Origin of the sequence: Pseudonocardia nigra, assembly GCF_019396355.1 — a bacterium.
GTDB classification, from domain to species: domain Bacteria; phylum Actinomycetota; class Actinomycetes; order Mycobacteriales; family Pseudonocardiaceae; genus Pseudonocardia; species Pseudonocardia nigra.
In genome coordinates, this window is sequence record NZ_JAHKRK010000001.1 from 137897 (window position 1) to 150066 (window position 12170).

The following is a 12170-nucleotide window of genomic DNA, read 5'->3' on the forward strand; positions in this document are numbered from 1 at the left end:
CTGAGGAGACCGACCGAGGTTCCGATGGGTCAGCCGCCACCCATGGTCCTGACGATCCGGCCGGCGGAGTCACCGGACCGGCGCAGCACCAGCGCGACCAGTGCCAGCGAGGCGAGCGTCAGCAGCAGCATCACCGTCGACATGGCGGCGATCTCGGGGCGCAGCGACGACCGCAGCGAGGACAGCACGTACACCGGCCACGGCGTGCTGCCGCTGACCTGCACGAAGGCCGACACGATCGTGTTGTCGAGGCTCAGGGTGAACGACATCAGCGCGCCCGCCAGCACGGCCGGCATCATCAGCGGCAGCGTGATCTCCCGGAACCGGCGCCACGGGGTGGCGTAGAGGTCGGCGGCCGCCTCCTCCAATGACTCGTCGATGCCTTGCATCCGGGCGCGCACGATGAACGTCACCACCGCGGTGGCGAACAGCGAGTGCCCGATCACGAGCCGGACGAGCCCGCCGTTCAGCGGCGTGAGCCCGGCATCGGTGCCGAGGGTGACGAACCACGGCAGCAACGACACCGCCGCCACGATCTCGGGGGTGACGAGCACGAGCGCGAGGAGTGCGACGAAGACGGGCGACCAGCGTCCGGGCCTCCTCGCGAGCGCGACCCCGGCCAGCGCGCCGAGGACCGTCGAGACCAGAGCTGCCCCGACGCCGGCGCGGATCGACACCCAGATGGTCTGCCGCATCGTGTCGTTCCCGGCCATCCGCGTGTACGAGTCGACGCCGAACCCCTCCCAGACCTGGAGGAGCCGCCCGGTGTTGAACGAGAAGACCACGATGTAGGCGATCGGCAGGAACAGGAAGACGAAGACGGCCAGGCCGAACAGCAGCAACACGACCTGGCTCGCGCTGCGGCGAGGGCGCGCCTGGCGGGTGGTCGCCTCGCGTGGACGGACTGCGGTCACCGCTGCCTCCTGCACTGGTTCGCCTCCTTCACCGGTCGAGCACCACCCGTCGGCGGGCCCTCAGCACGACGCGCAGGCCGAGTGCGACGACCGCGGCGACGAGGACCGTCGCCAGGATGACCAGGATCAGCAGCACTGCCATCGCCGAACCGAGGGCCCAGTTCTGGGCGGTCTGGAACTGGGACGCCACGAGCTGGCCGACCATGTTGCCGCGGGCGCCGCCGAGCACGGTCGCCGTGATGTAGTCGCCCATCAACGGGATGAACACCAGCAGCAGGCCGGCGGCGATGCCCGGCGACGCCAACGGCAGGGTGACGTTCCAGAGCGTCCGCCACCGGTTGGCCCCGAGGTCCTTGCTCGCCTCGCGCAGCGCCGGGTCCATCCGGTCGAGCGCCACGAACAGCGGGAGGATCATCAGCGGCAGGTAGTTGTACACCACGCCGACCTGGACGGCGGTGCGCGTGTACAGCACCGACAGCGGCTCCCCGAGCAGCCCGATGTCCTGCAGGAAGTTCGACAGCGTCCCGTCCCCGGACAGGATCAGCCGCCAGCCGATCGTGCGCACCAGGAAGTTCGTCCAGAACGGCACCATCACCAGGCCGAGCACCAGTCCGCGCCAGCGGGCCGGCACCTTGACCGCGAGCCAGTACGCGAAGGGGAAGCCGACCAGCAGGCACAGCGCCGTGCCGAGCAGACCGACCTCCAGCGTGTTGCGGAACGTCAGACCGAACGGGCCGGCCATCGCCTCGCGGTAGCGGTCGAGCGACAGCACCTCGTTGGAGTGGGTGCCGAACAGCCCCGGCTTGAACCCGAAGCTGTACCAGGCGACCAGGGCGACCGGGGCGACGAAGAAGAACAGGAACCAGGCCCAGGCCGGGAAGGCCAGCGCCGCCCGCGGTGCGCGCAGGCGCCGCTGGGGGGATCCGATGGCCACCTCAGGCCCCGGCGTTCGCCTTGAGCGTGCCCATGATGTCCACGATCCGCTGGTGGGCCTCGTTCAGCGTCATCGGGACGCGGCTCTCGAGTTGCTCCTCGGTGAAGAACACCATGTCCAGCCGTTCCAGACCCTGCTCCTCGGCCGCCTTCTGGATGCCCTTCACGCCGGTGTGGTAGCCGATGTAGGCGAGCTCGGCGAGGGACACCTCCGGCTGCAGGATGTAGTCGATGAAGGCATACGCCGCATCGGTGTGCTGTGCGCCCTTGACGATGGCCCAGTTGTCCATCCACAGGTTGGAGCCCTCGGTGGGCAGCACCCACTTCCACCGGCCCGTGTCGCCCTCGGCGAGCACCCCCTGCCGGGCGTCGCCGTTCCACGCCTGGATGAGGACCCGGGACGACTCCGACATCGCGCTGCCGCCGGGGTAGGAGTCGAAGACCGTGACGTGGGGGACGAGCTGCTCGAGCAGGATGCGTTCGGCCTCCGCGAGCTCCCGCTCGTCGGTGGTGTTGACGTCGACGCCCTGCGCGAACAGGGCGATGCCGACGACCTCCTTGGGATCGTCCACCACGGACGTGGCACCGGCCCCCTCGTTCTGTGCGGCGTCGAGGAAGTCCTTCCACGACGTCAGCTCGCGCTGGATCTTCGTGTTGTCGTAGACGAAGCCGGTCGTGCCCCACGTCTTGCAGACGGAGTAGGCGTTGCCCGCGTCCCACTCCTGGTCGAGGAACTGGTCCTCCAGGTTCGCCATGTTCGGGATCCGGGTCAGGTCCAGCTCCTCGAGCAGCCCGTTCTGCGACATCTGGGGGACGAAGGTGCCGGTGGGGACGACGATGTCGTAGCCGCTCGTGCCGGCGGCCGCGACCAGCTTCGCGATCATCTCCTCGTTCGACGCGAACGTGTCGACCTGCAGGCGTGGCCCGACCTCGGACGTGAAGCTCGCGAGCACCTCCGGGGCGTTGTACTCGCCCCACGTGTACATGTTCAGCTGGTCCCCCGGCCCGCCCGCGGGGCCCGACCCCTCCGCGGAGCTGCCGCAGCCGCCGAGGACGACGCCGGACAGACCGGCCGCGAACGCACCTCCGAGGAACTTCCGGCGGCTCAGCCGGGCGGCCGCGCCGCGGGACGCCAGAAGCCGTACCGTCCGGTCACCGTCGAACTCGTTCATTCCGGCTCCTTCCGAGGCCACGTCGCCTCAGGGATCGGTGGGGCTGGGTGAGGGAGGAACTGCTCAGGTGAGGGCCGACTCGGCCGGCCGGTCGACGGGGTCCTCGGCCGCGAGATCCGGTCGCTCCGAGCCGAACACGTGGACCTGGTCGGCAGGCCAGCTGCACCCGACCTCGGCGCCGACGTCCAGCCGGGGCGCCCGGGAACGCGGGGTGCGGGCGATCAGGCCCGGACCGTGGCCGGTGACCACCACGTACTGGATCGTGTCGCCGAGGTGCGAGACCCCGCGCAGGACACCCTGCGCGGTGTTCTCGGTCGCGGTGCCGTTCTCGGTCGCCGTGCCGGCCGCCGCACCGACCACGATCTCCTCGGGACGGACGGCGGCGGTCGCGGTGGCGCCCTCGGCCAGCGGGCGGACGTCGCGGGCCGAGCGCAGGACGACGCCCGGGGCGCGGACCACGGTCCCGTGCTCGTGCGCCGCGCCGTGAAAGAAGTTCTGCTGCCCGATGAAGCCCGCCACGAACGCGTTCGCCGGGTGGTCGTAGACGGTGTTGGGGTCGTCGATCTGCTCGACCCGGCCGTCACGCATCACCGCGATGCGGTCGCTCATCGACAGCGCTTCCTCCTGGTCGTGCGTGACGAAGATGAACGTGGTGCCGAGCTGGGACTGCAACAGCTTCAGCTCGACCTGCATCTCCTCGCGCAGCTTCCGGTCGAGCGCCTCGAGCGGCTCGTCCAGGAGCAGCACGCTCGGCCGGTTCACGAGGGCCCGCGCCAGCGCGACCCGCTGCTGCTGGCCACCGGAGAGCTGGCCGGGCCGCCGCCGGGCCATCGGCCCCATCTTGACCATGTCGAGCGCCTCGCCGACGCGCTGCCCGGTCTCCACCTTGCCGACCCGCCGCTGCCGCAGCCCGTACGCCACGTTCTCCGCGACGGACATGTGCGGGAACAGGGCGAAGGCCTGGAAGACGGTGTTCACGTCCCGCTTGTGCGGCGGCACGCCCTGCACGGCCCGGCCGGAGATGAGGATCTGGCCGCGGTCCGGCTGCTCGAAGCCGGCGAGCATGCGCAGCGACGTGGTCTTGCCGCAGCCCGAGGGGCCGAGCAACGAGAGGAACTCGCCGGGCCGCACGTCGAGGTCGACGCGGTCGACCGCCACGACGTCCCCGTACCGCTTCTGCACGTCGACCAGCCGGACGGCCCCGCGGGCGGACTCCCCACCGCCGGTGGCCGCGGCCCCGTTTCCGGACGTCATCGCATGATCACTCGCCTCCGTCGCTCGATTCATCGGTGCACCACCCGACCGCTCGCGACGGTCAGCTCGACGCGCGCATCGCCGACCCGGCCCTGCTCGCAGGCGAACAGGTTCCGGTCGACCACCGCCAGGTCGGCTCGCCTGCCGGACGCGAGGACGCCCCCGGCCTCGTCGTGGTTGACGTACGCCGATCCCGCGGTGAACGCGGAGATCGCATCCGGCAGCGGGATCCGCTGGTCCGGCAGGAACGGCTCGGCGTCGTCGCCCCGGCCCAGCCGCCGCACGGCCACCTCGATCTGGGCCAGCGGGTCGGGCGTGCTCACCGCCCAGTCGCTGCCCATCGCGAGCACCGCACCCGAGCGCAGGAAGTCACCGAACGGGTACATCGTCGCCATCCGCTCCTCGCCGAGGAACGGGCGGGTCAGCTCCTCCAGCTGCACGTCCGACTGGGCCCAGTAGGCCTGCAGGTTCGCGACCACGCCCAGCTCCCGGAACCGGGGCACGTCGGCGGGGTGGACGAGCTGGACGTGGGCGATGTGATGGCGCGAGTCGCGCCTGCCGGTGGCCGTCACGGCCTTCTCGACGGCGTCGAGGCAGTTGCGGACGGCGCGGTCCCCGATGGCGTGCATGTGCACCTGGAAGCCCAGCCGGTCCAGCTGGGTGACGGCGGCCCCGAGCAGGTCCGGCTCGACGAAGTCGAGGCCGGAGTTGGCCGTCGACCCGCCGCAGCCGTCGCAGTAGGGCTCGAGCAGCGCGCCGGTGTAGTTCTCCAGCACGCCGTCGGCCATGATCTTCACGGTCCGGGGGTGGAAGCCGGGGGCGCCGCCGCGCTCCCGCTGCTCGACGAGCTCCGGGATCTGCTCCAGCCCCCGCGACCGTTCCCACCACAACGCGCCCACCACGCGCGCGGTCAGCCGCCCCGCACCCGCCAGCGAGCGGTACGCCTCCAGCGTCGCCGGCGTCACCCAGGCGTCCTGCCATCCGGTGATGCCGAGCGAGTGGAGGTAGGCCTGCGCGTCCAGGATCGCGGCCTCCCACTCGCGGCGGGTCGGCGGCGGAAGCAGCTGGTCCCGTAGCTGGTAAGCGGCCCCCTCGTGCAGGGTTCCGGTCGGTTCACCGGTCACCGGGTCCCGCTCGACCCGCCCCGAGATCGGGTCCGGGGTGTCGGCGGTGATACCGGCGAGCTCCAGCGCCCGCGTGCTCACCCAGGCGCCGTGGACGTCGCGGTTGAACAGGAACACCGCGCGGTTCCCCACGACGGCGTCGAGGTCCTCCTTGACCGGGGTGCCGCCCGGGAAGTGCTCCATCGACCAGCCGCCACCGGTGATCCACTCCAGCTCGGGGTTCTCCTGGGCGTAGCGCCCCACGAGGTCCAGGCACTCCTGCCTGCTCGCCGCGTCGTGCAGCGACACGCGCATGCGGTCCAGCCCTGCGAACGGTGGGTGCACGTGCGCGTCCTGGAACCCGGGGAGCACCATGCGGCCCGGCAGGTGGAGGTGCTCGGTGCGCGGACCCACGAGCTCGCGCACCTCGTCGTCCGAGCCGACGGCGACGATGCGATCACCCCGGACGGCGACGGCGCCCGCCCAGCTGCGGGCCGCGTCCACCGGGTAGACGTCCGCTCCGGTGATGACGAGATCGGCGTGGCGCGAGCGCGTTCCCGCCGAGCGCCTGCCGGTCGACCGGGCTCCGATGACGCTCATGACTCGAACCCCATTCCCACCGCGTCGAGTGCCCGCAACCAGAGGTTGCGGTGCCCCCCGCGTTCGTCGGCCCTGGCCAGGGCACGACCCGTCGCCCGGATCCCGAGGTAGCTCAGCGGTTCCGGGGGGAACGGGATCGGTTTGCGGCGCACCAGCTCCAGCTCGGTCAGCTCACTGCGCCGGCCCGCCAGCAGGTCGAGCACGACCTCCGCGCCGAAGCGGGTGGCGCCCACGCCGAGCCCCGTGTACCCGGCCGAGTAGGCCACCCGTCCGCCGTGGGCGGTCCCGAAGAACACGCAGAACCGGCTGCAGGTGTCGATGGCGCCACCCCACCGGTGGGTGAAGCGGGTGCCCTCGAGCTGGGGGAAGGTGCGGAAGAAGTTCTTCGCCAGCGTCCGGAACGTCTCGGGCCGCTGGTCGTACTCGGCCCGGACCCGCTTGCCGAAGTGGTAGACGGCGTCGTACCCGCCCCACAGGATCCGGTTGTCGGCCGTCAGCCGGTAGTAGTGGAACCGGTTGCCGGCGTCGGCCAGACCCTGCCGGTTCCGCCAACCGATCGCGGCGAGCTGCTCCGCGGACAGCGGTTCGGTCATCAGGACGTGGTCGTACACCGGCACCGTGTACCGGCGGGCGGCGCGCAGCGGCGACGGGAACGCGTTGGTGCCCACCGCCACGGAGCGGGCGAGCACGCCGCCGTACGGCGTCTCCAGCCGGACGGCCGTGGCACCCGGGTGCAACCGCCGCACGGGCGTCCGCTCGTGGAGCCGCACGCCGAGCTCCACGCACGCCCGGCGCAGGCCCCAGGCCAGGCGCGCCGGGTTGACCATCGCGCAGCCGTCCTTGTCCCACAGACCGGCCAGGTACGTCGGCGACGCGACCTCGGCGCGCACGGCATCGCCGTCCAGCAGTGCGACGTCGCCCCCCGCCTCCGCACGCAACCGGGCCTCGGCCTGCAGCTCGGCCACCTGCCACGGGGCGACGGCGACGTCCAGCTCGCCGGTGCGCTCGAAGTCGCAGTCGATCCCGTAGCGCTGCACGGTCGCGGCGATGGCGTCGAGGTTGTCGCGACCGAGCTTGTCCAGCAGCTCGAACTCGGCGGGGAACCGCGCCCGGCCGTTCGCGTGCCCGTGCGTCAGGCTCGCGTCGCAGAAGCCCCCGTTGCGGCCCGATGCCGCCCACCCGACCTCGTGGGCCTCCACGAGCACCACGTCGACCGACGGGTCGCGCTCCTTGGCCAGCAGCGCCGACCACAGCCCGGCGAAGCCGCCGCCGACGACGGCTAGGTCGCACGTGACGTCACCGACCAGCGAGCCCGCTGGCTCGGGTCGGGCCGGATCGTCCCACCAGTACACGGTCGGTTCCGCGTCGGCCAGCGCCGCCAGGTGCGGGTCGCGCACAGTGCCTCCATGGTCGTGCGTCGGTGGTCAGGAACGGTTCGCGACCAGGTCGGCCACCCGGGCGATCGGTGAGGTGCTCGCCCGGCCGCCCGCCTCGTGCCGGTCGGCGGCCCGGTACGCCGCGTACATCCCGCGCACCCCGAGCCAGCGCAGCGGTTCCGGCTCCCAGGCCCGGACGCGGCGACCGACCCACGGCAGCCGGGTCAGCTCGGTCTCGCGCTGGAGCACCAGGTCGCGCAGCGTGCGCCCGGCCAGGTTGGCGGTGGCCACCCCGTGCCCCGCGTACCCGCCGGCCCAGCCCATCCCGGTCGCGCGGTCCAGTCCCACCGTGGAGCACCAGTCCCGGGGCACGGCGAGCACACCCGCCCACGCGTGCGCGAGTGGGACGTCCGCGGCGGCCGGGAAGAACTCGTGCAGGACGCGGCGCAGCGACGCGACCGTGGCCTCCTGCGTGCGGCCGGCGTCGTCGGTCCGGGAGCCGAACCGGTAGGGCACCCCCCGCCCGCCCAGGGCGATGCGCCCGTCCGCCGTCCGCTGGGCGTACATGTACGCGTGCGCCGTGTCCCCCACCGTCTCGGCCCGCTCCCAGCCGATGGCGGCCCACACCTCGTCGGGCAGCGCGTCGGTGACGACCATCGCGGAGTTCATCGGGAGCCAGTGCCGTCGCAGGCCGGGCAGCGCGGCGGTGAACCCCTCGGTCGCGCGCAGGACGTACCCGGCGCGGACGACGCCGTGGTCGGTGACCACCCGGCCCGGGCGCTGGGCCAGGGCCCGGGTGCCCTCGTGGAGCGCGACGCCCATCCCCTCGACGACGTCCGCGAGGCCACGCACGAGACGGGCGGGCTGCACCCGCGCGCAGTGCGGCGTCCAGGAGCCCCCGACGACGCCGTGGACATCGACGCGCTCGCGGGTCTCCTCGGCGCTCAGCAGCACGTGCTCGGGGTCGCCCCACTGCGCGTCCTCGCGCACCCTGGCCTCGAGCCTGTGCTGCTGGGCCGGCGTGCGCGCGACCGTCACGGAGCCGCTCTTGACGACGTCCGCCTCGATCCCCTCGGCCGCTGCCACCCGCACGACCTCGTCCACCGTCAGCTGCATATGCCGCTGCAGGTCGAGAACGCCCTGCCGGCCGTGGGTCGCCGCGAACCGGCGCCGGGAGCCGGCGAGTGCGGCGGTGACCCACCCACCGTTGCGGCCGGAAGCGCCGAAGCCGCAGAACTCCTGCTCGAGCACCGCGATGCGCAGGTGAGGGGCGTCCTTCGCCAGGTAGTAGGCGGTCCAGAGGCCGGTGAAGCCGCCACCCACGATGCAGACGTCGACGTCGGTGTCACCGCGGGGCGGTTCGCGCCGCGACGGCGGCCCGCCCATCTGCGCGTACCAGAACGAGACGCTTCCGTTGGCGCGGACACCCCCGAGCCCGTTCATCGCGCACCGGGAACCGTGCGACGGGTAGCCATCGAGCCCACGGGCGACCCTCCTTCCCTCGGATTGATTTCCGGGGACTGTAGCGTCGGTCACAACGAAGAGCGATGCTCTGAACGTATGAAGCAACGGATTATGCGGCTACCGGCGGCGATGTCGACGGTTTTCGTTGCGCAGCCGAGACCCATGACTTAGCGTGTGATCGCCGATCCGGCCGCTCGGACGGGCAACCGGCTCACCGCACGTCCTCGCTGCGCTCGGCCGGCGCTTCGCCCAGGCGCTGTGTCGATGGTTCGCTCGCAAGCTCGCTCACCGGCACGTCCTCGCCGCGCACGTCCTCGCCGCGCTCGGCCGGCGCTTCGCAAGCTCGCTACGGGTTCTCCGCCGCCATCGTCACGGCCAGCCAGAGCTCCAGCCGCGCCCGCGGGTCGGACAGCGAGCGCCCGCTCAGCCGCTCGGCCTTACGCAGCCGGGACCGCAGGGTGTTGCGGTGCACTCCGAGCGCGCGGGCGGCGGCCTCGAGGTTGCCGCCCTGGTCCAGGAACGCCCGCAGGCACTCCACCAGGGACACGGTGTCCGGGCGGTCGTCACCGGCGTGGCGCAGCAGGCGCTCGAGCACGGCGTCGGTGAACCGCTGGATTCCCGCGGGATCCATCGCCTCGCGCAGCAGCTGCCATGCACCGATGTCGTCGGCGTTCCGGTAGCCCGATTCCCCGTCACCGATCGCGCCCGCTGCACGGGCGATCGCGCCGGCGATCACGGAGCGGTCGCCGGCCCGCGCTGCACCGGCGCGCACGCCGTAGCCGCCGACCATGTCCAGGCGCCGCACCAGCAGGGGACCGAGCGGGTCCGCACGCATCGGCAGGACCGCGACGAGGCCCTCCGGCCGCGGGCAGACGACGGTGCGCTCCTCCAGGCGGGGATCGGCGAGCACGTCGGCGAGCGCGTCGAGCACGGCGCCGGCGAGGCCTGCGGCGCTCACCCCGGGCACGTGGAACACGAGAACCTCGTACGGGGCCGGGGGCAGCGGGCAGAGCTCCGCCACGCGCCGCCACGCCAGGTCGCCGCCGCCGTCGAGAGCGGCCCCGAACACCACGCCCCGCTGCCGGTGTGTGGTGGCGCGGGCGACGCGCAGCCCTTCGACGCCCACCCCGACGAGCGCCGCGGCGTGATTGGCCAGCAGGCGCACGTGCGCGGGCGCGGGATGGGGGCAGCGCACGGCGAGCCATCCACGGGGCATCCCGTGCGTCCCGATGCTCTGCACGTGCACGTCGCAGTCGGCATGGGTCAGTCCGATCGCGCCACGGGAACCGGCCGAGCGCAGCACCGCGTCCCGCACGACGTCGTGCCAGTCACGCGGCCGCCGCGGCGTCGCGACCAGCGTGTGCCCGGAAGAGTCCAGCAGCACCGTCTCGCCGCCGGTGCCGCGGGCCAGCTCGCGCAGGACGCCGCCGTGCCCGGACCGCAGCGCGGCGCGGGCCATCGCGTCCTGGGCATCGATCGCCAGCCGCTCGTGCCGGGACCGCTCGTCGGCATGCCACCGGGCGACCGCTTCGGTGACGGCGATGAACGGAGTGTCGCCGAGCACCCCCAGGACCGGAAAGCCCACCTCGTCGGCGACGTCGAGGACCGGGGCCGGCAACCGGTCGAGGAGCTCCCCCACGGCGAAGCCCAGGCCGGCGCAACCGGCGGCGACGAGCCGGTGCACATATGCCTGCTGACCTGCGGCGTCCTCGGGGATGCCCAGCCCGACGGTCAGCACCAGCTCGCCGCCGCGCAGCCAGGGCACGGGATCGGCGAGCTCGATGACGTGCGCCCAGCGGACGTGGCGGTCGAGGCCCCCGGCTCCCGCCAGCGGCTCGAGCGCCAGGTCGGGGAGTTCGAGCACGTCGGCAACGGTGAGCGGCACGGGCTCCCCCTCGGGAAGTGCGAAGTGCACAACGTTGAGCACGAGATTGTACGGATCGTCCCGCGGGACCGGGAGCGGTCCGGACCTACGGTTCTCCCCACCTACCAGCGCGATGGAGGTCAACGATGACCGTGCAAAGCCATCCCGTCGCCGCCCGGCGTGCCGCATTCGGCTCGTTCGTCGGCACGACGATCGAGTGGTACGACTTCTACGTCTACGCCACCGCCGCCTCGCTGGTGCTGGGCGAGCTGTTCTTCCCCGCCGACACCGACCGCCTGACCGGCGTCATGGCCTCGTTCGCGATCTTCGCGGTGGGTTTCTTCGCCCGGCCGCTCGGCGGGGTCGTGTTCGGGCACTTCGGCGACCGGGTCGGGCGGAAGGCGGCCCTGGTCACCACCCTCCTCATGATGGGCAGCGTCACCTTCGCGGTCGGCCTGCTGCCCACATACTCCGCCATCGGCGTGACCGCCCCGATCCTGCTCGTCGTCTTCCGGTTCGTGCAGGGGCTGGCCGTCGGTGGCGAGTGGGGCGGCGCGGCGCTGATGGCCGTCGAGCACGCCCCCGCGGCGCGGAAGACGTTCTACGGCTGCTTCCCGCAGATCGGCAACTCCGTCGGCGCTCTGTTGGCCACCGGTGCGTTCAGCCTCGTGTCGACATTGGACGATGACGCGCTGCTGAGCTGGGGCTGGCGGCTGCCGTTCCTCGCCTCCGCCGTGCTCATCGTGGTCGGCCTGGTGATCCGGTTGCGCGTCGAGGAGTCGCCGGTCTTCGTCGCCATGCGCGACGAGCACGCACGGCGGCAGCCGGCCGAGCTCCCGGTCAAGGCCGCGCTGCGGACGTCGATGCGCGCGGTGCTGCTGGGCATCGGTGCGTTGCCGGTGGCGGTCGGCGGCTACTACATCGTCACGACCTTCCTGCTGGCCTACGCGACCGGTCCCGAGATCGGCGTGTCCGAGACGACCGTGCTGAACGCGCTGACGGCCGCGGCGTTCCTGGAGGTCGTCGCCACGCTGGTCACGTCCTGGCTGGGCGACCGGGTCGGCCCGCGGCGCGTGGTGATCGGCGGGCTGGTGGCGGTGGCGCTGCTGGCCGGCCCGCAGTTCCTGGTGATGCCGACCCAGAACACGGCGCTGATCGTCACGATGATCCTCGTGATGAGGATCGGCATGTCCGGCACCTACGGCCCGCTGCCGGCCATCCTGTCCGCCATGTTCCGGCCGGAGGTGCGCTACACCGGCATCTCGCTCTCCTACCAGGTGGCCGGTGCGATCTTCGGCGGCCTGTCCCCCCTCGTGGCCACGGCCCTGCTGAACGCGTACGGCGGGCCGCTCCCGGTGGTCGGGCTGCTCGTGCTGATGTGCCTGGTCGCGATCGTCTGCACGGTGCTCGCGCCGCAGCTCGCCGACAGCCCCGCGGCGGGGACAGGCGCGGAGCCCGCTCCCCGCCCGGGCGTCGCCTGATCCCCCCCC

General features: G+C 72.6%; 9 protein-coding genes. 1 reads left to right on the top strand and 8 read right to left on the bottom strand.

What is annotated here, in order from left to right; translation table 11 throughout:
- Positions 1 to 29: 29 nt before the first annotated feature.
- From KME75_RS00635 to KME75_RS00670, 8 genes are all read right to left on the bottom strand, one after another.
- Positions 30 to 914, bottom strand: a complete 885-nt coding sequence (locus KME75_RS00635; protein WP_219412493.1) for an ABC transporter permease — start codon at positions 912 to 914, stop codon at positions 30 to 32.
- Between the two features lie 28 nt (positions 915 to 942).
- The gene (locus KME75_RS00640; protein WP_219412494.1) at positions 943 to 1848 is read right to left on the bottom strand and encodes an ABC transporter permease; all 906 of its coding nucleotides are present in this window, start codon (positions 1846 to 1848) and stop codon (positions 943 to 945) included.
- 1 nt (position 1849) lies between these two features.
- Positions 1850 to 3019, bottom strand: a complete 1170-nt coding sequence (locus tag KME75_RS00645; protein WP_219412495.1) for a polyamine ABC transporter substrate-binding protein — start codon at positions 3017 to 3019, stop codon at positions 1850 to 1852.
- Positions 3020 to 3082: 63 nt separating this feature from the next.
- Positions 3083 to 4273 carry an ABC transporter ATP-binding protein gene (locus tag KME75_RS00650; protein ID WP_219412496.1) on the bottom strand — a complete coding sequence of 397 codons (1191 nt, stop codon included), beginning with the start codon at positions 4271 to 4273 and terminating at the stop codon, positions 3083 to 3085.
- A 29-nt stretch (positions 4274 to 4302) separates the two neighbouring features.
- Positions 4303 to 5976, bottom strand: coding sequence for an amidohydrolase (locus KME75_RS00655; protein ID WP_219412497.1), 1674 nt, complete (start codon positions 5974 to 5976; stop codon positions 4303 to 4305).
- Positions 5973 to 7373, bottom strand: a complete 1401-nt coding sequence (locus KME75_RS00660) for an NAD(P)/FAD-dependent oxidoreductase (protein ID WP_219412498.1) — start codon at positions 7371 to 7373, stop codon at positions 5973 to 5975. Before KME75_RS00660 ends, KME75_RS00655 begins: the two co-directional genes overlap by 4 nt.
- Before the next feature lie 27 nt (positions 7374 to 7400).
- Entirely contained in the window at positions 7401 to 8795 is a 1395-nt protein-coding gene (locus tag KME75_RS00665) for an NAD(P)/FAD-dependent oxidoreductase (protein ID WP_219412499.1), read from the bottom strand.
- A gap of 367 nt (positions 8796 to 9162) precedes the next feature.
- Positions 9163 to 10743, bottom strand: coding sequence for a PucR family transcriptional regulator (locus KME75_RS00670; protein ID WP_219412500.1), 1581 nt, complete (start codon positions 10741 to 10743; stop codon positions 9163 to 9165).
- 83 nt (positions 10744 to 10826) lie between these two features.
- Here KME75_RS00670 and KME75_RS00675 point away from each other — a divergent pair, with 83 nt between their 5' ends.
- Entirely contained in the window at positions 10827 to 12161 is a 1335-nt protein-coding gene (locus KME75_RS00675; protein WP_219412501.1) for an MFS transporter, read from the top strand.
- The last annotated feature ends 9 nt before the right edge of the window (positions 12162 to 12170 follow it).